The organism is Streptomyces sp. NPDC087428, assembly GCF_044744085.1.
GTDB lineage: Bacteria > Actinomycetota > Actinomycetes > Streptomycetales > Streptomycetaceae > Streptomyces.
This window is the reverse complement of record NZ_JBIUXR010000005.1, coordinates 449012-474455: the sequence shown is the minus strand read 5'-3', so window position 1 is coordinate 474455 and position 25444 is coordinate 449012. Positions and strand designations below refer to the sequence as shown.

Sequence of the window (25444 nt, the reverse complement as noted above, 5' to 3'; positions counted from 1 at the left end):
GTGGCGGTGGGGGATGACCTGCGTGTTCCGGAGTACTGGGTGCGTCAGGTCCGTGAGCCGGTGCGGTACGGCGATGCGGTGGCCACGATGCATGACCAGGGGGTCCGCACCTTCCTCGAAATCGGGCCCGACAGCATCCTGACCGCCCTGAACCGGGGCATCCTCGACGGCCGCGCCGGCACCCGTGCCCTCGCCCTCCAGCGACGCGGCCGCGCCGAGCCGCACTCCCTGGTCCAGGCCCTCGCCGACCTGCACCTGGCCGGCGGAACCGTGGACTGGGACGCGTTCTACGCCTCGTCCGGTGCCCGGCACGTACCGCTGCCGACGTATGCCTTCCAGCGCCGGCGCTACTGGGTGGACGCCTCGGCCGCGACCACCGACGCCGCGGGACTCGGCCTCGACCCGGCCGGGCACCCGTTGCTGGGCGCCGCCCTGGACCTCGGCGACACCGACGAGACACTCTTCACCGGAAGCCTCTCTGCGCGCGCCCACCCCTGGCTCACGGCCCGCACAGCGGCCGGGGAACCCGTCGTGCCCGCCTCCGTCCTCGCCGAACTGGCGATCCGCGCGGGAGACGAGACCGGCTGCACCGTCGTCGAGGACCTCGTCCTGGACGAACCCCTCGTCCTGCCCGCCGAGGGCGGCGCCCTCCGCCTGCAGATCCGGGTGGGCGCCGCGGACCCGGACGGCCGGCGCGCCCTCACCGTGGACACCCGGACCGACGACACCGGCGCCTCCTGGATCCGCCACGCCCACGGCACCCTCGGACAGGACCCGCCCACCGCGCCCGCGCCGGTCCTCGGCACCGGCCCGTGGCCACCCGAGGGAGCCACCGTGCTCGGGCCGGAGGACCTAGGGCCGGCCGACGTCTGGCAACGGGACGGCGAGCTCTTCGCCGAAGTGCGGCTGCCCGACGAACTCGCTGACCAGGCCGACGCGTTCGGGATTCATCCGATGCTCGTCGAAGCCGCCCTGAGGCCGGTCCTCGACGACGTGCTGGGCGCGGCGGTGCGCTGGCAGGGAATCCGCCTGTACGCGACCGGCGCACGGACCCTGCGCGCCCGCCTCACCCCGCATCCCGGCACAGCGGCCGGCTACGCCCTGCACCTGGCGGACCCGTCCGGCACACCGGTCGCCGAGGTGGCGGCCGTCATTCCGGGCACCCTCGCACCGGCCGCCGTCGCCGCCGCACGGACCCGGGACCACGACGCGCTGTTCCGTGTCACCTGGGCGCCGCGCCGGCTCCCGCCCGCGACGCTGCGCTGGGCGGAACTCGGCAGCGACGGCGACCGGCCCGACGTGCCGGCCCTGTCCGCCGCCGTCAGCAGCGGTACGGCGTTCAAAGCGGTACGTGTCCGCCTCGCCGCACCGCCGGGCGCCACGCCTCCGGACGCCGTGCACACCACCGTGGGCCGGGCCCTGGAACTGGCCCAGCAGTGGCTGGCAGAGGAGGCCCTGCACGAGATACCGCTGGTCGTGCTCACCACCGGCGCCGTCGCGGCCGCCGACGGCGAGGACATCAGGGACCCCGCCACTGCCGCCGCCTGGGGCCTGCTGCGCTCGGCCCAGTCGGAGGCCCCGGGCCGGATCGTCCTGGCCGACGTCGCGGACCCGGACGCCCCGGGCCTGGACGCCGTCCTGTCCGCCCTGGTCGCCTCGGGTGAACCGCAGGCCGCCATCAGGGAAGCGGACGGGCCCGGCGGCCACGCGGTGCTCGTTCCCCGCCTGACCCGGGCCGGCCGCCCGGCCGCCACCGGCGCCCCCGCCTGGGACCCCACCGGTACCGTCCTCATCACCGGCGGCACCGGTTCCCTCGGCGGTCTCTTCGCCCGGCACCTGGTCACCGAACACGGGGTACGCCATCTGCTGCTGGTCAGCCGGCGCGGCGCCGACGCCCCGGGGGCGATGGCCCTGCGGGACGAACTGGCCGCTCTCGGAGCCTCGGTGACCGTCGCCGCCTGCGACGTGTCCGATCGCGACGCCCTCGCCCGGGTACTGGACACGATCCCGCCGCGGTACCCGCTGCGCGGAGTCGTCCACACCGCGGGGGTGCTGGACGACGGAGTGACAGCCGCCCAGACCCCCGAACGGCTCGCCCGCGTCCTGCGGCCCAAGGCGGACGCGGCCTGGCACCTGCACGACCTGACCCGCGACCTCGGCCTGACGGCCTTCGTGCTGTTCTCCTCGGTCGCCGCGGTCGTCGGGGGGCCCGGCCAGTCCACGTACGCCGCGGCCAACGGCTTCCTCGACGCGCTGGCCGTGCACCGCGCGGCACACGGTCTGGCCGCCACGTCGATCTCCTGGGGCCTGTGGGCACAGGCCTCCGAACTGACCGGCGACCTCACAGAGACCGACCTGCGGCGCATCGCCCGCAGTGGCTTCCTCCCGATCGGCACCGCGCGGGGCGTCACCCTGTTCGATCTCGCGCTCCGGCTCGGACACCCCGACGCGGTGGCCACTCCACTGGACGTGGCCGCACTCGGCGAGCAGCCGCGTGTCCCGGCCGTCCTCGGCTCGCTGGTCCGCGTCCCGCGCCGGGCCGGCGCCCACGGCCCGGCCGGCCCCGGGCCCGCGCTGACCGACCTGCTGGCCGCCCTGGACGACGGGCCGGCGCGCCGGGCCGCACTCCTGGCCGCGCTGCTCGACGTGACCGCCCAGGTGCTGGGCCGCACCGGCCCCGAGGGCATCGCGCCGGACCGTTCCTTCCCGCAGCTCGGCCTCGACTCGCTCACCTCCGTCGAACTGCGCAACCGTGTCTCGGAGCTCACCGGACTGACCCTGCCCGCCACGGTCGTCTTCGACCACCCGGCCCCGCAGGACCTGGCCGCGTACCTGCTGACCCGGCTCACGCCGGACAGCGCGGCCGTTGCCGACGAGGTCGACCACACGGCGGACATCCACCTCCCCGACGACATCCGCCCGGCCGCGGAGGTGATCCGCACCGTTGACGACCCGCGGGAGATCCTGCTCACCGGCGCCAGCGGCTTCCTCGGCGCGTTCCTGCTGCGCGACCTCATGCGCACGACCACGGCCCGCATCCACTGCCTGGTCCGTGGCACCGGGGAACAGGAGGCGTACGAACGGCTGCGTACCGGCCTGGAGTGGTACCGCGTCCGGGACGACATCGACGAGGACCGGCTGGACGTCGTGGTCGGCGACCTGGCGCAGGAGCGGCTCGGACTGACCGAGGAGCGGTTCGACGACCTCGCCCGCACGGTCGACGTGATCTACCACGCGGGCGCCTCGGTCCACTGGCTCAAGCCGTACGAGGCGCTGCGCGACGCCAACGTGTACGGCACCCGCGAGGTGCTGCGGCTCGCCGCCCGGCACCGCACGGTCCCCGTCCACCACGTCTCCACGGTCGGCGTGTTCGAAGGTCCGGTCACCCCGGGCGCCCCGCTGCGGGTCACCGATCCGACCGGCCCCTACGAGGCGCTGCCGAGCGGCTACCTGCGCAGCAAGTGGGTCGCCGAACAGGTCATCGGCCTCGCCCGGGAGCGGGGCCTGCCGGTCTCCGTGCACCGGGTCGACGTGATCTCCGGCGACCGGGACAACGGAGCCTGCCAGACCCGTGACTTCGTCTGGCTCAGCCTGAAGGGCCTGCTCCAGGCGGGGATCGTGCCGTCCGGTGCCGAGGGGCGGTTCCATCTGCTGCCGGTCGACTACGTGAGCGCCGCGATCCTGGGTGTCTCCACCCGGCCGGAGGGCGCCGGCGGCACCTACCACCTGTTCAACCGCAGCTCGCTCGGGCTCGCCGACTGCGTACGGTATCTGCGCCGGCTCGGCTACCGGCTCGAAGAGGCGGACCCGGAGAAGTGGCGCGCGGCGGTGCGGGCCGACCGGGACAACGCGCTGCTGCCGCTGCTGCACGCCTTCGAGATGATGACCTCCGACACCGACGCCTTCTACCCGGCCCTCGACACCGCTGAGACGGAGGCGGCGCTGGCCGGGACCGGCATCGTCTGCCCGCCCCTCACCGAAGAGCTCTTCGGCCGGTACATCGAATTCTTCGTCCAGCAGGGCCACTTCCCGGCTGCCGGCTGAGCGGTGCGTGCGAACGGGCCGCCGCCCGCCCCGTGACGGAGCGGCGGCCGGCGGCCCGTGAGCCGCACCGGCGGTCAGAGGATGTCACTGCCCGGGTCGAGACCGAGCAGGACCCGGCCCTGCACCTCCAGGTTGGTGTGCACCTGGGTCAGGGCGTGCAGCGAGAAGCCGACGAGGTCACGGTGGAAGCGCTGGAGGGGCGCGCTCCGCCTGATCACCGAGGCGCCGCTCATCGAGTACAGCAACTCCACGGCCTCCTTGGCCAGTTCCGCCGCGAACGCGGTCCGGCCGCGGACCTGGGCCTTCTCCGCGTCGGTGGGCGGTACGCCGGCGTCCGCGCGCTCCTGGAGCAGCCTGATCACCCGGTCGGTGAGCGCGGAGCCCGCCTCGATCCGGTTGGCGGCGGCCGCCACCTGCTGCTGCGTCAGCGGATGCTGCCGCTGGTCCTCCCAGGAGGTGTACGTGATGCCGCGCCCGGGGAGCCGCTCCAGGAACAGTTCGAACGCACCGCGCGCGATGCCCGCGGCCATCGCCGCGTACAGCGCCATGACGAACGCGACGGCACCGTACCCCCTCCCCGGGACCCGTGTGTTCCACCGCTCGCCGGTCTCGCCGCTCACGCCCCCCTCGTACGGGATCAGCCGGTGGGCGGGGACGAAGACCCGCTCGGCGACGACGGTGGCACTGCCGGTACCGCGCCCCGCAGAGACGTCCCAGTCGTCGACGACGGACAACTCCGTCAGCGGGACGAGCGCGAAGAACTGCGCACCCGTCGCCCCGCCGTCCGGATGCTCCAGCACCGCGGCCAGGCAGTCCCAGCCGGCCGCGTGGCAGCCGGAGTTGTAGCTCCAGCGGCCGGTCAGCAGATAGCCGCCGTCCACGGGTGCGAGGTGTCCGGTGGGGGCGAAGCCGACCGACACCCGGGCGGCACCCCCGTCGAACACCTCCTTCTGCGCCTGGTCCGGGAACAGCCCGGCCATCACCGCGCCGGTGAGCCACACCGTCATGTTCCAGCCGGTGGCCGGACAGGCACGGGCCACCTCGCCCACCACCTCCGCCTGCCGTGCCAGTGGCACGTCCAGGCCGCCGAACCGCTCGGGCACCGCCATACGGAACACCCCCGCACGGTCCAGCAGCCGGAGCGTCTCCCGCGATACCCGCCCCCTCTCCTCCGTCTCCGCGCCGTGCTCCCGGATCACGGGAGCGGCAGCGCGGACGGAATCCAGCAGGGCGGCTGATTCGTGACGTTCAGACACACATTCCTCCGAACTGGCTGTGCCCGAGGGAACTCGGACATCCCGCCCGGAAGGTAAGCCGCCCGGATCATCACGGGCCCATTGCGCGGTCACCGGCCGGTCACCGGTCGGTAATTCCCCACGCCATTCGGTGTCCGATCTCCCCGGTAATCAGTGAGTAATCGGCGAGTAATCGGTGAGGAACACATACCGGTCACGAGTGGTACGGCAAACGTCCGGCGCTGCGAAAGTCCATCGCATTCCGGAGCGCCGGATCATCGGAGGGGAACCGGAAAGCCGACCGTGGCTCAGGACGCCCCGGCCTGTGCCGACACCCGCTGGTCGTACTCGCTGCGGGCGTCCGCGATCTCACTCTGGTGCGCCTCCGTCCAGGTCACCAGCGTGCGGATGGTGTTGTGCAGAGTCGCCCCCAGCGGCGTCAGTTCGTACTCGACGCGCGGCGGAACCACCGGGTGAACAGTGCGTTTGATCAGGCCGTCCCGCTCCAGCTGGCGCAGCGTGACGGTCAGCATGCGCTGGCTGATGCCCTCGATCCGCCGGCGCAGTTCACTGAAGCGCAGGGTGCGGCGGTCCAGAAGCGCTATCACCAGCAGCGACCACTTGTCCGCCACACGGTCCAGGATCTGGCGTACCTCGCAGCCCTGCCGGGTGTCCCACTGCATCACCTCGTAATCGTCGTCGGTACCCGTGCAGTGACTCGGTGACTTCAAAGTGCCTTCTTCCATAGTCATTCAGACTGCCCGATGATGTCGGTGGTTACAAGTGGGAACCGTCCCCCTGGGCTTACTCGCGTTCCGAGTCGGTTTCCCGACCCGTTGATCAGATTCTGTTCCCCCTTTTTCTCTCCAGCAAGGAGTAATTCCCGTGTCCGCACTGCAATCCTCTCCGGACAGCGGCACTGATCGCATGAGCGGACGCGCTTGGGGCGTGCTGTTCGTGCTGTGTGGCGCGATCTTCCTCGAGGGCGTCGACGTCGCCATGCTCAACGTGGCGCTGCCGTCGATCCGGGCCGACCTGGACCTGTCCACCGGCACGCTCCAGTGGGTGATGAGTGCCTACGTCCTCGGATACGGCGGCTTCATGCTGCTCGGTGGCCGCGCCGCCGACCTCTTCGGACGCCGGCAGATGTTCCTGTTCTGGCTGACCGTGTTCCTGCTCTTCTCCGGGCTCGGCGGGTTCGCCACCGAGGGCTGGATGCTGCTCGTGGCCCGGTTCGCCACCGGGGTGGCGGCGGCCTTCATGACCCCGGCCGGCCTGTCGATCATCACCACCAGCTTCGAGGAGGGCCCGAAGCGCAACAAGGCCCTGCTGGTCTACTCCGGCACCGCGGCGGGCGGCTTCTCCATCGGCCTGGTCGTCGGCGGCCTGCTCGCCTCGGTCGACTGGCGCTGGGTCTTCTTCGCCCCGGTGATCCTCTCCTTCCTCGTCCTGCTCACCGGCGCGGCCCTCATCCCCAAGTCCGCCAAGCCCGACCGCGCCGGACAGCGCATGGACGTGGGCGGCGCGATCAGTGTGACGGCGGGCATCCTGCTGCTGGTCTTCTCCGTCGAGCGCGCCGGCCACGAGCCGGCCGGCGTGACCGCGCTGACCGTCGCCGCCAGCCTGGTGCTGTTCCTGGCGTTCGTGCTGATCGAGCGCAAGTCGTCCTCGCCGCTCGTCCGGCTCGGCCTCTTCCGCTCCGGCAGCCTGGTCCGGGCCAACCTCGCAGGACTGCTCTTCGCGGCCGGGTTCTTCGGGTTCCAGTTCATCATCGTGCTGTACCTCCAGGAGCTGCGCGGCTGGTCCACCCTGGAGACCAGCTTCGCCATGATCGTGATCGGCATCGACGCGATCCTGTCGCCGACGCTCACCCCGAAGCTGGTGGAGAAGTTCGGCAACGGCCGGGTCATCTTCGGCGGTCTGCTGCTCGCCGTGCTCTCGTACGCCCTGATGCTGCCCGTCGGGCTGGACTGGTCGTACCTGATGATGTTCCCGAGCCTGATCATCCTGGGTCTCGCCTTCTCGCTCGCCTACGGCCCGCTGACCATCGTCGCCACCGAGGGCATCGCGGAGGAGGAGCAGGGCGTCGCGGGCGGTCTGCTGTACACCTCCTTCCAGTTCGGTGCCGCGCTCGGCCTGTCCTCCGCCACCGCCGCGATGACCGCGGCGACGGACGGCGACAGCCCGCAGGCGATGCTCGACGGGCACCACGCGGCCCTGATCGTCCCGCTGGCCGCCGCCGCGGTCGCCGCCGTGATCAGCCTGTTCGGGCTGCGTGACAGGAGCGGCCCGGCCACAGCGGAGCCGGGCGCCGAGGGCGGTCCCGTCCTGGAGCCGGTGGAGACCGCGCGCTGACCCCCCGCCCGCTCCGCGGGCCCCTCACGTTCGCCCCAGGCCGTCCCCCGTGCCTGGGGCGAACTCCTTTTCTCCTTCCCTGTTTTTGACGCTTACCGGCCGCTGACCGCCCGCACACTCCGTCCGCAGCCCTGAGACCTTGCGATTACCGGCCCAAGAGTCCTCCTCGTCAGACTGAATTCCGTTCACGTGAACCGCGTGAATCCGTTTCCGATACCGGCCCCGAAGCGGCGGCCGGAGAGGACTCGGAATATCGGACAGGAACCGAGGAGGCAGAATGACCACGAACGAGGGTGCGACCGCTGCGGTGTTCGACGAAGTCGCCGGGCTGGCCGGCCGCTTCAGGGAATCCGGGATATCCGCGGAGGAACGCCGCTGGATTCCGGAAGAGAACATCGATCTCCTCGAAAAGGCCGGTGTGTTCCGCCTCAATGTCCCGGCCCGCTTCGGCGGCATCGAGGCCCCCGTCGCCGAGCAGGTACGAATCCTCAGCGAGATCTCCCGCGCCGACACCGCCACCGGCTGGGTCGCGATGATCTACGTGTCCAGCTCCTGGGTCCCGAGCCTGTTCCCGGACGAGGCGCAGAAGGAGGTCTACGGCGACGGCTCGGCACGCGTGTCCACCGGCTTCACCCCGACCGGCACGCTCACCGCGGAGGACGGCGGCTACTCCCTCAGCGGCAGCTGGAAGTGGATCTCCGGTGCCCGCGGCGCCGGCTGGGGCCTGCTCGCGGCGCTGCTGACCGGGCCTGACGGCACCCCTGTGCCGCACGCCGCCCTGGTGCCGTTCTCCGAGCTGACGGTCGCCGACGACTGGCACACCTCCGCCGCGGCGGGCACGGGCAGCTCCACGGTCAGCGCCGACGGCGTCAAGGTCCCGGCCCACCGGGTGATCGGCCTGCTCGACGTGCTCGCGGGTACCACCGGAGACCGCTCCAACACCGGCGCCACCGGCCGCAACTACGCCTTCATCCCGTTCTTCATGGCGCAGGGCAGCGCGGCCTACCTGGGCATCGCGCGGGGCGCGTACGAACTGTTCCTGGAGCGGCTGCCCGGTCGCGGCATCACCTACACGTCGTGGACCGACCAGAGCCGGTCCCCGCTGACCCAGATCCAGGTCGCCACCGCCGCCAACCGGATCGCCGCGGCCGAGGCCCTCCAGGAGACCTGGCTGCGGGAGCTGCAGCGGCACGCCGACGCCGGCACCTCGCCGTCCGTCGCGGAGCGGGCCGAGGCGCGCGGCAAGGCCGCGTTCGCGATCCAGCTGGCCAAGGAGGCGGTCGAGGGGCTCTTCGAGGCCGCCGGGGCGTCGGTGATCATGCGGGACGTCCCGTTGCAGCGCTTCCACCGGGACATACAGGGCCTCGCCCTGCACGCGCTGTTCGCCTTCAACACCAACCAGGAAGTGCACGGCCGCTCCATCCTCGGGCTGGATCCCGACACGCCGTTCCTCTGAGCGGCCACGCCCGGCTGTGCCGGGCGGCATCTCCCGCGGGGCTGCCGGACCGTCCCCGTCCGGCAGCCCCGCGCCCGAGGCGCGTGCACCGGGAACGCCCCACATCCCGCGCGTACGGCCGGAATCCAGCACGTCCCATCCAGCACGGGAGACGAAGCCATGACACAGACAGACATCCTGGTCCTGGGCAGCACCGGAAAGACCGGACGCCGGGTCGTCGAGAACCTGCGCGCGCGAGGTGCGTCGGTCCGCGCCGCCGGCCGGTCCGCGCCGGTCCGCTTCGACTGGAACGACGACCGCACCTGGGAGCCCGCACTCACCGGCGTACGGGCCGCCTACATCGTCGACCGGCAGGATCAGCCCGGCGCGTGGGACGCCGAGGCGGAGATCGGCGCACTGGCCAAGCTCGCGGTCGAGCGCGGCGTGGGCCGGCTCGTCCTGCTCCAAGCCCGCACCACGGGCCTCGTGGGCGGCAAGGACCTCGGCGCCGGCGAGCGCGGTGTGCGCGAGTCCGGTGCCGAGTGGACCGTGCTGCGGCCCAACTGGTTCTTCCAGAACTTCGACGAGGGCGTGCTGCTGGACTCCGTACGCGCGGACGAGATCCGGCTGCCCGCCGGCGACGGCCGCGAGCCGTTCGTGGACACGGGCGACATCGCGGAGGTGGCCGCGGCGGCACTGCTCGACGACGGGCACGACGGGCAGGTCTACGACCTCAGCGGGGCCCGCGCCCTCACCCTGGCCGAGGCGGCCGAGGAGATCTCCAGGGCCCTCGGGCGCGTGGTCACCTACGTCCCGGTCGCGCACGACGACTACGTCGGCGAACTGCTCTCCTACGACGTGCCCGCCGACTACGCGGGCTTCGTGGCGGACCTCGCCGGGCAGATCCGCCAGAACCTGAACTCCACGCCGACCGACACCGTGGAGCGGGTTCTGGGCCGCGCGCCCCGGGACTTCGCGGATTTCGTCCGGGAAGCGGTGGCACGCGGCTCGTGGGCTGTCTGAAAGACGACGGGGCGGGTTATCCCGGGGTGAGTCGGTGACTTCGAAGTGCCTTCTTCTCCTGGGGCGGAATATGCGGCACGCTGAGTTCGACTGGGGGCATTCGCCCGCACTCTGCTTTTCGACGACTTTTTCGAGGTGCCGCACATGGGTGCTGTGAAGGTTAATTCGTTCTCGGAAATCGAGAGCGCCTTCGTCAAATACATCCAGGACATCGTGTACTGCACGATGATCACTGTCGACAAGAAGGGAAGGCCCCGGGCGCGAGTTCTGCTGCCCATCTGGGAAACGGTGGACGGCAAGCCGGTCGGCTGGCTGGCCGCCTACAAGACCCCGGTCAAGGTGGCCCATCTCGCGAACAATCCGCACACCACGTATTCGTACTGGAACCCCCGGCAGAACGCGGTCTTCGCCGACAGCGTCTCGCGCTGGGTGGACGACCTGGAGACCAAGACGTACGCCTGGGACCTGTACGCCAAGGGCAGCCCCCAGGGCGTCGGCTACGACCCCGGCAACTTCTGGAGCATGGGCCCGGCCGACCCGAAGTACGGCCTGATCCGGATCGATCCCTGGCGTGTCCAGGTCCTGCGCGGCTCGGACCTGAGCAGCCGCCTCTGGACGGAGGAGTCCCACCGCTGACCGGGTCCACGGCGACGGGACACCCGCCCCACCCCGCACCGGCCACGGCCGGGCGGGGTGTCCGCCGTGGGGACGGCCCTCAGTCCTCGCCGCCGAGGGCGGTGAGCGAGGTCGGGCTGAGCGCGAGGGGCGGCCGGGGCCCCCGGTGCTGCCGGCCCCGTGCAGGCGCCGGCACCGGACGGACGGCCGCGGGACCCGCCGCGGGAGGATCGTGTGCTTCCGGGCCGCCGACGGCCTGGTCCCCGGCCGTCCGCAGTTCCTCCTCCGCCGCGCTGCGGTGGTCCACGAGCCGGCCGGCGGCGAACTCGACGGCGTAGGCGTCCGTCCCGTACATCGCACGGAGCCGGGCGGTGATGCGGTCCACGTCAGCGCGTTCGGCGGGCGGCAGGGGCGCACCGGAGCGCTTCCGGGTCGCCTCCGCGACGCCGAGCAGGCGTGCCGCCCTGGCGGGCCGGCCGGCCAGACGGTGGCCTCCGGCCAGCCCCTCCAGGGAGAGGGCGACCGCCCGCGGATCCGCGGACGCCAGGGCGGACGCCAGCCCGTCCCGATGCAGACTCAGGCAGGTCTCGGCGTCCCCGCGCAGCTCCGCGCAGAACCCCAGCTCGGCCAGGATCAGGGCGAGGCCGTTGCTCGCCCCCCGGCTGCGGTTCCAGTCGAGCCACGGCAGCAGATGCGCCTCGGCGGACTCCAGGTTGCCCTGGCGCCGGGCCCCGAGGGCGAGCCCGAGCTCTGCCATCTGCTCCGCGGGCCGGTTGCCCTGCTCGGCCGCCAGTCTCAGCGACCGCCGGTGGAGCTCGTCCGCCTCGCCGAACCGTCCGGACAGCAGGGCGATCCGGCCCAGCCCCGACAGCTGGCGCGACACCTCAGACCACAGCTCCAGCGACTCGGCCATCCGCAGGCCCTCGCGGTGCAACTGCGCCGCCTTGTCGTACGCCGCGGTGATCTCCGCGTGCACGGCCAGTTCCTGCGCCGCCTTCAGCTGGCCCCAGGCGTCACCCTGCTCGGTGAACTGCGCGCGGGCCTCCAACGCGTCGTCGTGCAGCGCGTCCAGGTCGCCCGTGGTCATCGCCAGTGAGGCCCGGCTGCTGAGGGCCGCGGCCACCCCCCAGGCGTCGCGCAGCGCACGGAAGTCGGCCAGCGCCGCGTTGACCCAGCGTTCGGCCCCGGTGAGCGCACCGACCTCCCACAGCGCGTGCCCGACGAACCAGGTGGCGCGGGCGATGCCCACGGAGAGCGGCTCCGCCCGTGCCTGGTCCCGCCGCGGCGCCAGGCACTGGTTCTCCGGCTCGATCTCGCCCAGCAGCAGCCCGATCCCCTCGCACCAGGTGGCCGCCTCGACGGCCGGTGCCGACTGATCGGGCGCGGTGGCCAGGGCCGTGGACAGCGCGTGCCGTGCCTCGGCGAGCCGGCCCGTCAGGAGCCAGAACCAGACCAGCGCGTTGACCAGCCGCAGCGTCAGGAACGGCGGCTCCCCGTGCGCCGTCTGCTCCACGACCCGCCGGAAGTTGGCGGACTCCGCGGACAGCCGCCGCAGCCAGCGGTGCTGCTCGGGGCCGTGCAGCCGTGGCTGGGCCCGCTCGGCCAGCTCGGTGTAGTGGAGGGCGTGCCGCAGCGCCACCTCCTCGGCCTCACCGGACTCCTGAAGCCGGGACTTGACGTAGGCGCACACCGATTCCAGCATCCGGTAGCGGGGGGCGGCCGGGCTGTCGTCCGACCGCGTCACCAGTGACCGTTCCACCAGCCGGGAGAGGATGTCCATGACCTGGTCGGTGGGCACCTCGCCGCCGCCGCACACCTCCTCCGCCGCGGCCAGCGTGCACCCGCCGGTGTGCACGGACAGCCGGCGCAGCACGGTCTGCTCCTGCGGGGTGAGGAGGCTCCAGCTCCATTCGATGGTGGCCAGCAGGGTCTGCTGGCGGCGCGGGGCGCCGCGGTAGCCGGAGTTCAGGACCCGGAACCGGTCGTCGAGCCGGTCGAGCAGTTCGTGCACCCCCAGCGCCCGCACCCGGGTCGCGGCCAGCTCCAGCGCCAGCGGGATGCCGTCCAGGCGACGGCACATGGCGGCGACCGCGGGGGCCGCCTCTGCGTCCAGCACGAAGGACGGGTCGGCGGACCGGGCCCGTTCGACGAAGAGCTGCACGGCGCTGGACCTCTCCAGCTCGGCGGGCTCCGCCGACTCCGGCAGCCGCAGCGGCCGTAGCGGCAGCACCGTCTCGCCCGGCAGCCGCAGCGGCTCCCTGCTGGTGGCCAGCACCTTCACGCCCGGCGCCTGCTCCAGCAACCGCTGCACCAACTCCGCCACGTCGTCCAGCACATGCTCGCAGTTGTCCAGGACGAGGAGCATCCGGCGGCCCGCCGCGTAGTCCACGAGCTGGCGCCGCGCCCGCGACCCGTCCGCACTCGGCGCGTCGCTGTGGCCCGCCGCTTCCTGGATGCCGAGCGTCGCCAGCACATGGGGGGCCAGGTTCCAGCATCCGGCGTCCTGTTCGGGCGCGCCCAGCCCTCCGCACTCCACCAGCCAGACACCGTCCGGGAACTCGCCGGACAGCCCGGCCGCCGTCGCGAGGGCCAGCCGGGTCTTGCCGACACCTCCGGGACCGGTGATCGTCGCCAGCCGGTGGGACGTCACCAGCCGCGCACCCTGGACCAGCGCGTCGTCCCGTCCCAGCAGCGCGTTGGGGGCGTCCGGAAGGTTGCCGCGCGACCGCCCCGCGTCCTGCTCGGCCGCCACCGGCGGACTGGGCGCGCGCAGCGGGGGGTCCTGCCGCAGGATGGCCTGTTGCAGTGCGTCGATGGCATGGCCGGGCACGAGGCCGAGTTCCTCGCCCAGATGGCGGCGCAGATCCGAGTAGCTCTCCAGCGCCTCCGACGACCGGCCGGCCTGATAGAGCGCCCGCATGTGCGCCATCCGCAGCCGTTCCCGCAGCGGATGCGCCGTCGTGAGACCGGTCAACTCGCCCACCAGGAGGCTGTGCTCACCCAGTTCGAGCCGCGCCTCGAAGTGCTCCTCGACCGTCGTCAGCCGCTCCTCCTCCAGCTGGGCGATCACCGTCCGTACGAAGGGCTCGTCGGAGAATTCGGTGAACGCGGGACCCCGCCACAGCGCCAGCGCGTCCGCGAGGGCCCCCGCCCTCGCCCGTGGTTCGGCCAGTGTGCGGGAGTGCGCCGCAAGGGCACGGAATCGCTGTACGTCGAGGGCTTCCTTCTCGGCCCGGAGTGTGTAGCCCGGCGGCCGGTGCACCACCAGGTCGCGGGACCCCTCCTCGGCGTCCTCCAGGGCACGCCGCAGCTGGGAGACCTTGGCCTGCAGTGATGCCATGGGATTGGCGGGCGGCGCGCCGCCCCACAGCGCCTCGATGAGGCGGGTGGTGGGGACCGTCTGTCCATGATGGGCGAGCAGACTCGCGAGCAGCATACGGACCTTGACTTCGGGGACCCGAACCGGTCGTCCCGTCACGGTCCGTACCTCAAGTGGGCCGAGCACCCCGAATCGCATGTCAGCCAGCCTAGTCATAGGAGACACCTCTCGGCCGACAAGAGTCGCGCATGTCACTCCGTGCCGGTCCGAACGCGGTCCGCGACCGCACGGAATCGGCCAACCGCCACGAGAACCGCCGCGCACACCCGGACCCGCGAATTACCGGAGCATGGGCCGACAGGGGGGCGGCCCGCATACGGTCCGTTCAAGAGCGGCCGAACAGCCCCGGCACATAGGTGACTTCGCCCGTACGGGGACTCCGGCCGGACCGCGTCCCACCGCCGAACGCGACCGAGGAGATCAGGATGAAGAGGACCGTCGTACCGAGGGCGACCCGGTCGGCGCCGGCGCGGACGTCCCGTGAGCCCGTGCCGGAACCGGTAGGGAAGGCCGTGCCGCCGCCGGTCCCGGGGACCGGCGCACACCGGGCCGCGGACCGCACCGCCCCTCAAGTCGCCCCGCCCATGGTGTTCGACGGCGCGGCGGAACTGGTGGGCCGTACCTTCGCCACCGCGCTCCAGGAGGGACTCGGCCGCGTGTCACCGCCGTGGATGAACGCCGTACACGGCGGACCGGTGCGCCCCGGCCGGCCGCCGGCCCCGAGCGCCGTGCTGCTGCGCGACCACCGCGAGGAGATCCTGACCCGCCTGGCCGGGGCACTGCCGGCCGCGGTGCGCGCGGCCGGGCAGGTGGACGCCGAACGTGCGATCCCGGCCCTCCTCGCCTGGGCCCGCGCCCGCCTGCTCGCGGCCACGGCGGCCGGCCTGCCGCGAGCAGGCGCCAGAAACGCCCCGCTCCCCTTCCCCCGGCTGGAACTGGCGGTCGCCACGCTGTTGTTGGAGTCCGCCGCGGGCGTCCTTCCCGACCTTCCGGCCCGCGACCGTGCTCTGCGGGACCTGGGTCACGCGGTACGGAACCGGTAGTGGCGTGGCGACCGGGCTCACGCCGCGGTGGCGGAACGCGCGTCGCGCGATCGGCCGTCACGCCGTTCCCGCCGCCCGGCAAGGGCTCGGCGCGTCCGGTCAGCCGGCCGACTCCTCCCCCGCGGCCCTCTCGGGCGTGAAGGGTTCGACACTGATGGTGGAGAAGGCGTCGCTGAGGAACCGGTCGAGCTCGGCCGAGTCGCCGGGGCCGACGACGCCGGCCAGGGGGATGTCGGTGTCCGCGTAGCTGAGCACCGTCTTGATCGGCTCGTCCTCGGGCCGCTGGCTCCACCGGTGGACGAGCGGGCTCTCGCGGAACGCCGCTTCGCCCTCGATCCGGCAGTACTCGGCGCCGAGCTTGTGGCTCGGCCAGACGAACCAGCCGTAGCGGGACCCGTCGCCCTGGGACCAGGTCAGGTTCTCGGCGTCCGCGCCACCGGTGACCAACTGGAGGTAACGGGAGGGCAGATGCACCCCGGTGGCGAGCTCGAAGGTGTCCACCACGTCGGCGCCGCCGAAGCGGGCGCCGACCTCCAGGAACACCAGCCCGTCCGGAGTCTCGATGCCTTCGAGGTGGAAGAGGCTGGTGGTGATGGAGACGGCGGCGAGGCACTCCGCGGTCCAGCGGCTCAGCTCCGGGGTCAGCTCGATCTGCACCGAGCCGAGCGGCGTTCCCTGCGCGTATCCCAGGCAGGTGCCGACGTAGCGGCTGGCCTGGATCGCCATGGGCTTGCCGTCGATCAGCATGCCGTCCACGTGGATGATGGGTCCGGTGACGAACTCCTCGACCTCGAAGCCGTCCTGCTCGGCGCCTTCGGGCACCCCGGCCTCGCGGACCGCCGCCAGGGCGGCGTCCGCCGTCGGGTAGATGTGGACGTTCAGACTCGCCGCGCCGTCCAGCGGCTTGAGCACCGTCCCGCCCGACCACGGCAGCCCGCCGGGCCCGGCGTCGAGCGCTTCGGTCAGGGACAGGAACCGGGGGACCCGCAGACCCGCCGCGGCGACCGCGGACTTCATGACCACCTTGTCGCGCCAGGGCCGGATGTCCTCCTCCCGGTCGCCCGGCACGCCGAGGGCCGCCCGCACCCGGGCACCGGCGATCAGGTCGAACTCGGAGAGCGCGAGCACCATGTCGAAGGCGGGGAGACCGGCGACGGCGGCCAGCACCTCCTCCGTCAGGTCGCCGGTGTCGGGACGCTCGATGAGCGTGCACCGGAGGTCGGACGGGAGAGTGGCCAGCCGGTCCGCGGGGCCGACGTAGGTGACGTCGTGTGCCGCGTGGTCAATTCCGTTCGCGTGCCGGATCATTTTGTCCGTGACTCGGTGCAGGATCAGGATGCGCATGATAGTTCCTCAGGCGAGCGAGAAGCGGTATGAGTAGGACGACGGCGCAGGCGGAGCCGATGACGGAACCCAGAGCAATGCTCTGGGGACTGAAAGACGTGGTGAAGACGGTCACCAGGAGTCCGGCTGCCGGCAGGGACAGCTGATTCAGGAGAATGATGATGGCGATGGTTTTCGCGAAGTGCTCGCGCGGAATTCTCTTGACGCGCTCCGTGCGTATGACGACGTTGAAGAATCCGACGATCCCGAGCAGGAGCGCGTAGCTCACCGCGTACTGGGTGAAGGTGTTCGCCAGGCCGACTCCGATGCCGCCCAGGCAGATCAGGGAGTAGGACGTCATCAGGGCGGCGAAGGGATTCAGCCGCTTCATCAGGACCGGGACGACGAAGAAGGTCAGGATGCCGACGATGCCGGCTCCGGCGCTCAACGCCGCGTAGTACTTGTCCGGTTGGTCGAAGACGCCCACCGTGGTGGCTGCGCTGGTGGCCATGCCGACACCGACCATCAGGTTGACCGTCATGGTCAGTCCGACCAGGCCCAGGATCGCGGGCAGCTTGAGCAGGGTCGTCACACCCTCGCCGATGCCGGTGGCCACCGAACGGACCGTGGTGGGTTCGGTGGTGTTGCCGGCGAGTGCCTCGACCCGGAGCCAGCGGCGCAGGGACAGGGTGTTGAGCGTGGTCAGCGCGTACACCACACCGATCACCGCGAGCAGGCTGGTGGTCGGCAACGCGGCGGCGAGCAGCGCGGCGAGCACGGGGCCCACCACCTCGCTGGTCTGCTCCGTCCCCTGGATGATCGACTGCGCCCGGACCATCTGGTCCATGGGAACGAACCGGGGGAGCGTGGCCTCAAGGGCGACGTAGGACTGTGCGCCGGCCACTGACATGCCGGCGGCCAGCACGCACAGCGTGAAGAACTTCCCGTCGGGCAGCAGGAACATCAGGGCGAACGCGGTCAGCGCCAGCCCGGAGCGGACGACGTCCGAGCCTATGTACAGGAGGTAGCTGCGTATTCGGTCCGCGAACACCCCGGCCACGGGCAGGAAGATCACCCGGGGAAGCCATTCGACAAGGAAGATCAGGCCGGTCTGCGACGCGCTGCCCGTCAATTTGAAGGCGAGCAGTGGAATGGCGAACAAGAGGAATTGGTCGCCGAGCGCGGCCAGTCCCCGACCGGCCACGAAACGCGCCACCTGAGGGGCCGGCATATAGGCGTGCTTCGGTATTCCCGCATCGCCGCCGCCGAGTTCTCTGCCCCCTCCGGGGGCCTCGGTCGTGCTCTCCCTCTCTTCGTGGCTCATGCTCCCCCATGTTTCATGTCACCAAGTTCGACGAACGGGCTATCGATGTTCACGGCCGGTCGGAGAAGAGGGCGTACGCCAGGTAATCCGGGGCCTGTTCCGCCTCTGCCGGGCCCCGCGCACCCTGCTCCGCACGAGCGTGGTCACCACGGACCTCGACCCGGGCCGCACGAACCAACCGCCCGTCCCGGACGCCGTGCGATGCTCCCCCTGAACTCCCCGCCCAGGCACTGCTGTTCCTCATCGCGGACCTCCCCGACTCGCAGTCCGAGACCAGCTGACCCATGCCCCCTGCTCGCAGGCCGGTGCCAGAATATACGGCGCGCCCCGATCTTCCCCAAGCTTCGGCGCATCCGGGACCTGCGCCTCTCCCGGCGGTCGCGAGGAGACAGGTGTTACGTGTCAACATCTGAACACCCCTTGCCTGGCGCTTAGTCGGGAGCTAACTTCCGATATCGAACACTTCAGGTGAGGCGCTGGCGAGGCGCGTTCCGCCGGGAAGCTTCATCTGGGCCACTTACATGGGGGTGTTGTGGGGCCGCGTACCGTTGCCAAACTTCTGGAGTTCGAGCAGGTCGTCATCCCTGCGGTGAACCGTCTCCGGCAGCTGCGGAGCAAGGCTCGTGAGGGCTCACCGGAAGGCTCCGAGCAGGAGATACGTGTCGCTGTCGACGCCGTCCGCGTCGCCGTCGAGGGCCTGCGAGGTCTGATGCCGGAGCATCAGATCTCGGCCACCTGCGAGGATCTGAGGATCTGGCAGGAAGCCGGCTGCGAGGGAGTGCCGCACTTCGACAGCACCCGGGACGCGGTGCCCGCACCCGAGGACGGCGAGGCCGCCGCCTTCGTGGGACCCGTGACCCTTCCCAACAGCGACCGGCACGACGTCCACATCGAGGCGTTCTCGGTGATCCGCCAGGACCCGGACAGCACCCCTCTGCTCCAGGCCGCCTACCCGCACCCCAAGGCCGTCTTCCAGTCGACCCGGCTGCTGTCCGCCTCCCGCGGTCTGCGCGAGGGCAACTGCGTGGTCTTCTTCCCCGAGAACATTCCGGCCGCCACGCGCTGCACGGACCAGAACTTCGCGTGGTTCTTCTTCAACCGGCACACCGAGATATACGCCCACACCCTGGCGATCACGGAGCGCCTGTGCGGGCCCGGATCGCCCTTCGCGGGCGAGGACCGACTCGTCTCCGCGGACGTGGACCCGGAGGACACGTACCAGGCGCGCTGCGTCTGGGGGTACATGCACGACTACTTCCACCACACAGGACCGCGCCCTCTCGACCAGCACCTGGCGATCAAGACGACCTGGCGGCCCGGACTCCTGGAGGAGCTCAAGGTCGACATGAAGTCGGCGATCGCCTGCTTCGAGGAGGAAGTGCCGTACGGCGAGATCGTGTTCGAGTACATCCTTCTGGAGCGGCTGCTGCGCTACCCGGCGCAGCCCGAGCCGCTGCGCAACTTCGATGCCGGCACCGGCTTCGCCCTGGGCACCTGGCTCGCCTCGCAGGGGCTGTTCACCCGGGACGACCAGGGGCGCAGCATCCTCGGAACGAAGGCCCGCATCGTCGAGTCGGTACGTGAACTCGTGCGTCTGATCGAGGAGATCGAGACCACGCAGGACGACGCCGCCTACCGGTCCGGTGCCGTGGACTTCCTCTTCGGGACGCTGCTGCGCCGCCCGGAGGCCAAGCCGGACCGCTACGGCGGCCCCCTCGCGCCGCTCGACCTGTGGGGCTCAGAGGTCCATGTCTGAGCCGCGCAGCGCCGAGGAGCTCGAAGCGATCCTCAAGGACCCGGGCTTCTGCCGCTACTCCACCGGGCACACCGCCGTCGTCGACTGGGATGCGGAGACGGGCTGGTCCGAGCCGCGCGTCGAGCCCTGGTCCGACCTGGTGATGGACCCCGCCACGCTCGGACTCCACTACGGGCAGGCGGTGTTCGAGGGCCTGAAGGCATTCCGTTCCGCCGACGGCTCCGTGCACCTGTTCCGGCCCGAGGACCACGGGCGGCGCCTGGCCAGGTCCGCCGCACGGCTCGCGATGGCCGAAATGCCCGCCACGCTGTTCTCCCGGGCCTGTGCCGCGCTCGTCGCGGCCGACGAGCGATGGGTGCCCGGCGGCTACGGGCAGAGCCTCTATCTGCGGCCGCTGCTCATCGCCACCGAGCCGGACCTGGGCCTCCGGCCGTCGAAGCGCTACCGGTGCGTGATCCTCGCCTACCCCGCGGACCCGTGCTTCGGGGCCGACTTCCGTCCGCTGGCGGTGACCACGCCGACCGAGACCGTGCGGGCCGTGCGCGGCGGCACCGGCGAGTCCAAGTGCGCCGGGAACTACGCCGCCGGCCTCCTCACCCGTACCGAGGCGCAGGCCGCCGGGTACGACGAGGTGCTGTGGCTCGACGGGCTCGAACGGAGCCGGATCGAGGAGCTCAGCACCATGAACGTCTTCCTCGTCTGGCGTGACGGGGCGCGGGTACGGGTGACGACGCCGCCGTGCGACGGAACCATCGTCCGCGGCCTGACCCGCGACTCGCTGCTGACCCTGGCCGAGGACCGGGGGATCGCGGTCGCACAGGAGCACACCACGATCGACGCGGTCCGCACCGGCCTCCGGTCCGGAGCGCTGGCCGAAGTGTTCGCCTGCGGCACGGCCGGTGTCGTCGTCCCGGTGAGCCGGCTCGGCACCGGCGGCGAGGACATGACCGTCGGCGACGGAGGGGAGGGCCCGATGACCGCGCTGCTGCGGAACAGCCTGCTCGACGTCCAGCACGGACGCACGCCCGACACACATGGCTGGCTTCGGACCATCACATGGGCCGATGAGAACGGGGGACGACGCGCATGAACGACCACAGCACGGCCTTGAAGAGCGACCGGGAGCCCGCCCTGTCGAGAGTCACCGTGATCCACACCCTGGGCCCCACGGGCACCAACCTGGAGAAGGCCGCTCACCACTGGCTCGCGGAGCGCGGCGTCGCCGGGATGGTGACGCTCCACACCGAGGTGGAGGACGGCCTCGACGCGATGGCCTTCGACGGCACCGAGGCCATCCTCGCCTGCGCCGTCTACCCCCGGCTGCACGACCTCGTCTTCAGGAACCTGCACCGCCTGGAGATGGCCGACAGCTTCATTCTCGACACCCACGACATGGTCCTGGCCGGGCGTCCTGACCACGCCGACATGGCCACGATCGTCAGCCACCCGGCCCCCAGCAGCCTGGTGGCCGGGCTCGGCGAGGTCACGCTGACCAGCAGCAACTCGTTCGCCGCGGCGCTGTGCGCGGCCGGGCAGTACGACGCCTGCGTGACGACGGGGCCCGCCGCCGCGGCCGAGGGGCTGCGGCTGATCAAGAACTTCGGCCCGGTGCCGATGATCTTCACTCTGCACGTCGGCCGGACCCTCGGTGACGACGACCGCGGCGGCGCGGGGATCGGAAGCGCATGCTGATCGTCGTCCAGCCCCTGTCGGCCGGCGTCCGGCTCACCGCCCGGATGGTGGCCGCCGGAGTCCCCTGCCTCGTACCGACCCAGTTCCCCGAACTGCTGCCGCCCGAGGTGCACTCCGGTGCGACCGTCGTCGACTGGCACCCCGGCGCGGGGGTGGCCGGACTGCTCCGCCTGGTCGAGAAGGCCGTCGCGGAGACCGGGGCCGCGCCCACCGGCGTCATCGCCGGCTTCGAGTACGCGGTACCGGAGGCCGCCGAACTGGCCCGGACCCTCGGGCTGCCCGCGCTCGGCGCGGGTGCGGCCGAGGCCGTGCGGCAGAAGGACGTCATGCGGCAGCGGTGCGAGGAGCGCGGGGTCGCCTTCCCGCGCTCGGTCACGGTCGGCCCCGGGGACACGGGCCCCTGTCCGCTGCCCTTCCCGGTCGTGGTCAAGCCGGTCGACTGCGGCGGCAGCCTGATGGTGAGCCTCTGCCACGACCAGGAGGAGTACGCACGGGCCTGCGCGACCGTGCACGACCCCGGCGAGGACGTGAAGTTCCACCCGAACCCGCGCCGGACCGCCGTGGTCGAGGAGTACGTGGAGGGCCCCGAGTTCTCCCTCGACGGCTGGGTCGACGCCGACGGCCCGCACCTCGCGAGCGTCACCACCAAGTTCCTCTCCGCCCCGCCGGACTTCTTCGAGATGGGTCACATCGCGACCGCGCCGCGGTGCTCGCCGCACGGGGAGGTCCTGGAGCGGTACGCCCGCGAGGTCGTGGCCGCCTTCGACCTCACGGTGGGCCCGTTCCACATCGAGACCCGGATCGTCCGCGACCGCGGCCCCGTCCTGATCGAGGTCGGGGCCCGGCTCGCCGGCGACAACATCCCCGAACTGGTGCTCGCCGGACCCGGCGTGGACCTGTGCGCCGCCACGGCCGACGCCGCACGCGGGGTGCCGCACGACCCCGGCGCGCTGTCGCCGGTGAGCGCGGGTCTCGCGTTCGTCACCACCGACCGGCCCGGCACCTTCGCCGGAACGCTCCCCGGTATCGACGCCTTCACACGGGCGGCCGAGTTCCGCGGCCTCCTGCCGGAGGCGGAGCCGGGGGCAGTGCTCGACCCGGGCGACATTTTCAGCAACCGGGTCGCCCGTATCCACTTCGAGGGCGACCTTGACCGGGTCGAGCGCCTCGTCGCCTCGGTCCTCGCAGACGTGAGGGTCGACGTCGACGGCGTCGGCCACCAGGACAAGGAAGGTGCCCCCGCATGAGCAACGAACTGACCGTCACCCCCACGACCACCCCGCGCCCGCGGCCCGAGGCGGACGGGGCGGCCGGGGCCGTCCTCACCGACCACGCGTTCTTCATGCGGACCGGCAAGCGGCGCGGCTGGCAGGGGCTGACCGTGGCCGACCGGGACAGCATCCCGGCGCTGCGGCCCACGGCCGCAGCCGTGCTGGCCGGCCAGACGGTCGTCGACGAGTTCGCCGCGTACCGGCTCGCGGACGGCACGGTCGCCGTGTTCCGCCCCGACAGCCACATCAAGCGGCTCAACAACGGTGCACGCCGGCTCGCGATGCCGCAGGTCGACTTCGACCGGGTGTGGAGTTCGGTCCGGGCGCTGGTCGAGCTGGACGAGGGCTGGCTGCCGCAGGAAGCGGGTGCCTCCCTGCGGCTGCGGGCGGTGCTCGCCGCCGACGGCGCGGCGCTGACCGCCGGGCCCGCGGACGACTGCCTCTTCTACGTGCTCGGGTCGGTGCCGGCCGCCGCGGAGGCGAAGCCGCTGAAGGCCATGACGCTGGACGGGTACGTGCGGGCCTGGCCCGGCGGCACCGGTGACGTGAACGCGGCGGGCGGGCTCGCGGCGGGCGTGGTGCCCGGCGAGATCGCCGACAACTACGGCAACGACCACGTGCTGTGGGTCGACGGCCCGCAGGGGCGCTTCGTCCAGCAGATCGGCGAACTGAACGCGTTCTTCGTGATCGACGGCGTACTGACCACACCCGCGCTGGACCGCTCCGTCCTCCCCGGCATCACCCGTGACTCCGTCGTGAAGCTGGCCCGGGACGCGGGGACCACCATCGTCGAGCGGCCGGTGGAACTCGCCGAGGTCCTCAAGGGTGTCGCCGACGGCACCCTCACCGAGTGCTTCGCCACCGGCACGGCCGCCGGGCTGTCGCCGGTGGTCTCCCTCGGCCACCAGGGCGAGGAGTACCGGCTCCGGTCGCAGGAGGCCGGCCCGGTGACCGCGCGCTTCCGGGACCTGCTGGACGGCATCCACCGGGGCGAGTCCGTCGACCGGTTCGGCTGGATGCGGCGGATCACCGAAGTCGCGCCCGTACACGCCTGAGGGAGGAGAGAACCATGGCGTATGTCGTCACCGACGAATGCATAGGCTGCAAGTACACGGACTGTGTGGACGTCTGCCCCGTGAGCTGTTTCCACGAGGGACCCGAGATGCTCTACATCAACCCCGAGGAATGCATCGACTGCAACGCGTGCGTCGCCGAGTGCCCGCCCGAGGCGATCTGGGCGGACATCGACCTGCCGGAGGACAAGCTCCAGTGGATCGAGATCAACGGCGAGATGAGCAACAAGTACCCGGTCATCTTCGAGAGCCGGGGCACCAAGGGCGAGCCCCCCGAGGCCCCCGCCGAGCCTTCCAGCCAGCCTTCCTGACCCACAGAGCGGGAGCCTAGGTCATGACGACCCACGTCGAGAATCCGTTCATGCTGGGCCTCGACTCGAACTTCTATCTGAAGGACGAGTTCGAGAGCCCCGAGAAGCGCACCAACGTCACCTGGTTCTACCCGAAGATCTGCGCCTTCCAGGACGCCCTCGACTCCGAGGGCAAGAAGGCGGAGTACTTCTCGTTCCTGGACCGCCAGTCCCACCCGGAGCAGACCGACATCCTGCTCTACTTCCACATCCCGTTCTGCGAGGCCTTCTGCAACTTCTGCGCCTGCTTCAAGGAGTCGGCGGCGAAGTACCAGGGCGAGCGGCAGAAGCGCTTCGTCCAGGCGATGGTCAAGGAGATCCAGCGCAACGCCCGCTCGAAGTACTTCGAGGGGACGAAGGTCAAGTACGTCCAGTTCGGCGGCGGTACGCCGTCCGCCCTGGAGCAGGAGTCGATGGCCGCCATCCTGGAGGCCGTCCACCGCGAGTTCGACCTGAGCGAGGTCGACGGCATCTCCCTGGAAGGCAGCCCGCTCGGGCTCTCCAAGGACGGCTACATCGAGATGCTGAAGTCGCTCGGCATCACCCGCATCTCCTTCGGCGTACAGACCCTCGACGAGGAGATCCGCCGCAAGCTCACCATCAAGGCCAGCGTCGAGCAGGTCCACCAGACCGCCGAGAACATCCGCAAGGCCGGCATCCGCACCTTCGCCCTGGACCTCATGTACAACCTGCCGGGGCAGGACGACGAGGTCCTGGCCCGGGACCTGGAGGGCATCTGCGGCGAACTGCGCCCCAGCTTCGTCCAGACGTACCGCTTCAACCAGTGGGAGGGCACCCGCCTCGACCAGCAGATCCGGGCCGGCAAGGTCGCCGAGGTCAAGCCGTCGGGCGCCATCGAGCGGGACCAGTACCGGCAGATCAAGAACGGTCTGGCCGCGTACGGCTACGACAAGCAGCTCCTGATCAACTTCTTCACTCACCTCGACGACGCGGGCGAGATCGGCCTCAACCACGCCTGCGGCGGCAACGGTTACCGCGCCAGCTACACCCTCGGCATCGGCCCGGCCGCCGAGAACTACATGGGCGAGCGCAGCTACCGCAACCACACCGACGTCGAGCGGTGGATGCGGGAGGTCGACGAAGGCATCATCCCGATCGAGCAGGGCCGCATCTGCTCCGAGGACGAGGTCGAGAACCGGGTCATGGTCTTCTTCCCGGTCTTCGGCACCGTTCGCAAGGCCGACGTCGGCAACTTCGAGAAGTACCGCCGCGAGGTGGACTGGCTGGTCGAGGGCGGCTACGCGATCGAGACCGACGAGGACCTGACCCTCACCGAGGTCGGCCGGGAGAACGCCGGCAACATCGCCTTCCTCTTCTACTCGGACGAGGAGAAGGCCCGCGCCCGGCGCACGATGTACCTGTCGCTGAAGAACAAGCGCAACCCCTTCCACCAGGACGCGCAGAACATCCCGCGTACCCCGCTCTTCCTCCAGACCCGCCCGAAGTCGGCGGAGGAGACCACCAAGGAGAGCACCTCCGCCAAGCCCGAGGGGAGCTGATCCGCC

At 71.4% G+C, this 25444-nt stretch carries 18 protein-coding genes; 13 read left to right on the top strand and 5 right to left on the bottom strand.

Annotated elements, in window-relative coordinates:
- Window positions 1–87 precede the first annotated feature (87 nt).
- A complete protein-coding gene (locus tag ACIO3R_RS13705) occupies window positions 88–4044 on the top strand; it encodes a thioester reductase domain-containing protein (RefSeq protein ID WP_402105644.1) in 3957 nt (1318 codons plus the stop codon).
- Between the two features lie 74 nt (window positions 4045–4118).
- On the opposite strand, the gene ACIO3R_RS13700 is transcribed toward ACIO3R_RS13705, so the two are convergent.
- Both ACIO3R_RS13700 and ACIO3R_RS13695 read right to left on the bottom strand, forming a co-directional pair.
- Window positions 4119–5300: an acyl-CoA dehydrogenase family protein gene (locus ACIO3R_RS13700; RefSeq protein WP_402105642.1), complete on the bottom strand. Its 1182-nt coding sequence runs from the start codon at window positions 5298–5300 to the stop codon at window positions 4119–4121.
- A gap of 287 nt (window positions 5301–5587) precedes the next feature.
- Complete coding sequence (locus ACIO3R_RS13695) at window positions 5588–6025, bottom strand: helix-turn-helix domain-containing protein (protein ID WP_363024743.1); 438 nt, start codon at window positions 6023–6025, stop codon at window positions 5588–5590.
- A gap of 181 nt (window positions 6026–6206) precedes the next feature.
- On the opposite strand from ACIO3R_RS13695, the gene ACIO3R_RS13690 reads away from it, so the two are divergent.
- The 4 genes from ACIO3R_RS13690 (at window position 6207) to ACIO3R_RS13675 (ending at window position 10728) form a co-directional block, all read left to right on the top strand.
- Window positions 6207–7634, top strand: a complete 1428-nt coding sequence (locus tag ACIO3R_RS13690) for an MFS transporter (RefSeq protein ID WP_385040848.1) — start codon at window positions 6207–6209, stop codon at window positions 7632–7634.
- Between the two features lie 277 nt (window positions 7635–7911).
- Window positions 7912–9090, top strand: coding sequence for an acyl-CoA dehydrogenase family protein (locus tag ACIO3R_RS13685; RefSeq protein ID WP_402105641.1), 1179 nt, complete (start codon window positions 7912–7914; stop codon window positions 9088–9090).
- Between the two features lie 159 nt (window positions 9091–9249).
- On the top strand, window positions 9250–10092 hold the full coding sequence (locus ACIO3R_RS13680; protein ID WP_402105640.1) for an NAD(P)H-binding protein: 843 nt from the start codon (window positions 9250–9252) through the stop codon (window positions 10090–10092).
- A 144-nt stretch (window positions 10093–10236) separates the two neighbouring features.
- Window positions 10237–10728: a pyridoxamine 5'-phosphate oxidase family protein gene (locus tag ACIO3R_RS13675; protein ID WP_385027202.1), complete on the top strand. Its 492-nt coding sequence runs from the start codon at window positions 10237–10239 to the stop codon at window positions 10726–10728.
- Window positions 10729–10807: 79 nt separating this feature from the next.
- Here the strand turns inward: ACIO3R_RS13675 and ACIO3R_RS13670 are convergent, their stop codons facing one another.
- Window positions 10808–14224: an AfsR/SARP family transcriptional regulator gene (locus ACIO3R_RS13670; RefSeq protein ID WP_402105639.1), complete on the bottom strand. Its 3417-nt coding sequence runs from the start codon at window positions 14222–14224 to the stop codon at window positions 10808–10810.
- 350 nt (window positions 14225–14574) lie between these two features.
- Between ACIO3R_RS13670 and ACIO3R_RS13665 the strand changes: the two genes are divergently transcribed.
- Window positions 14575–15129, top strand: coding sequence for a hypothetical protein (locus ACIO3R_RS13665; protein WP_402105637.1), 555 nt, complete (start codon window positions 14575–14577; stop codon window positions 15127–15129).
- A 99-nt stretch (window positions 15130–15228) separates the two neighbouring features.
- Here the strand turns inward: ACIO3R_RS13665 and ACIO3R_RS13660 are convergent, their stop codons facing one another.
- Both ACIO3R_RS13660 and ACIO3R_RS13655 read right to left on the bottom strand, forming a co-directional pair.
- Window positions 15229–16473, bottom strand: coding sequence for an acetyl-CoA carboxylase biotin carboxylase subunit family protein (locus tag ACIO3R_RS13660; RefSeq protein WP_402105636.1), 1245 nt, complete (start codon window positions 16471–16473; stop codon window positions 15229–15231).
- Entirely contained in the window at window positions 16412–17656 is a 1245-nt protein-coding gene (locus ACIO3R_RS13655; protein WP_385027191.1) for an MFS transporter, read from the bottom strand. The genes ACIO3R_RS13660 and ACIO3R_RS13655 overlap by 62 nt, the downstream gene beginning before the upstream one ends.
- Window positions 17657–18308: 652 nt before the next feature.
- On the opposite strand from ACIO3R_RS13655, the gene ACIO3R_RS13650 reads away from it, so the two are divergent.
- From ACIO3R_RS13650 to ACIO3R_RS13620, 7 genes are read left to right on the top strand one after another with little or no spacing between them, the layout of a single operon-like run.
- Window positions 18309–19532, top strand: a complete 1224-nt coding sequence (locus ACIO3R_RS13650) for a DUF6421 family protein (protein WP_402105634.1) — start codon at window positions 18309–18311, stop codon at window positions 19530–19532.
- Window positions 19525–20622 (top strand): branched-chain amino acid aminotransferase, encoded by a 1098-nt coding sequence (locus tag ACIO3R_RS13645; protein WP_385348570.1) that lies wholly within the window; start codon window positions 19525–19527, stop codon window positions 20620–20622. The genes ACIO3R_RS13650 and ACIO3R_RS13645 overlap by 8 nt, the downstream gene beginning before the upstream one ends.
- Window positions 20619–21224, top strand: a complete 606-nt coding sequence (locus tag ACIO3R_RS13640) for a bacilysin biosynthesis protein BacA (RefSeq protein ID WP_385027182.1) — start codon at window positions 20619–20621, stop codon at window positions 21222–21224. The genes ACIO3R_RS13645 and ACIO3R_RS13640 overlap by 4 nt, the downstream gene beginning before the upstream one ends.
- On the top strand, window positions 21218–22471 hold the full coding sequence (locus ACIO3R_RS13635; protein WP_385027179.1) for an acetyl-CoA carboxylase biotin carboxylase subunit family protein: 1254 nt from the start codon (window positions 21218–21220) through the stop codon (window positions 22469–22471). Before ACIO3R_RS13640 ends, ACIO3R_RS13635 begins: the two co-directional genes overlap by 7 nt.
- Window positions 22468–23550, top strand: coding sequence for an aminotransferase class IV (locus tag ACIO3R_RS13630; protein ID WP_385027176.1), 1083 nt, complete (start codon window positions 22468–22470; stop codon window positions 23548–23550). Before ACIO3R_RS13635 ends, ACIO3R_RS13630 begins: the two co-directional genes overlap by 4 nt.
- Window positions 23551–23564: 14 nt before the next feature.
- Window positions 23565–23879 carry a 4Fe-4S dicluster domain-containing protein gene (locus ACIO3R_RS13625; RefSeq protein ID WP_385027173.1) on the top strand — a complete coding sequence of 105 codons (315 nt, stop codon included), beginning with the start codon at window positions 23565–23567 and terminating at the stop codon, window positions 23877–23879.
- 23 nt (window positions 23880–23902) lie between these two features.
- Window positions 23903–25438 (top strand): coproporphyrinogen-III oxidase family protein, encoded by a 1536-nt coding sequence (locus tag ACIO3R_RS13620; RefSeq protein ID WP_385027170.1) that lies wholly within the window; start codon window positions 23903–23905, stop codon window positions 25436–25438.
- The last annotated feature ends 6 nt before the right edge of the window (window positions 25439–25444 follow it).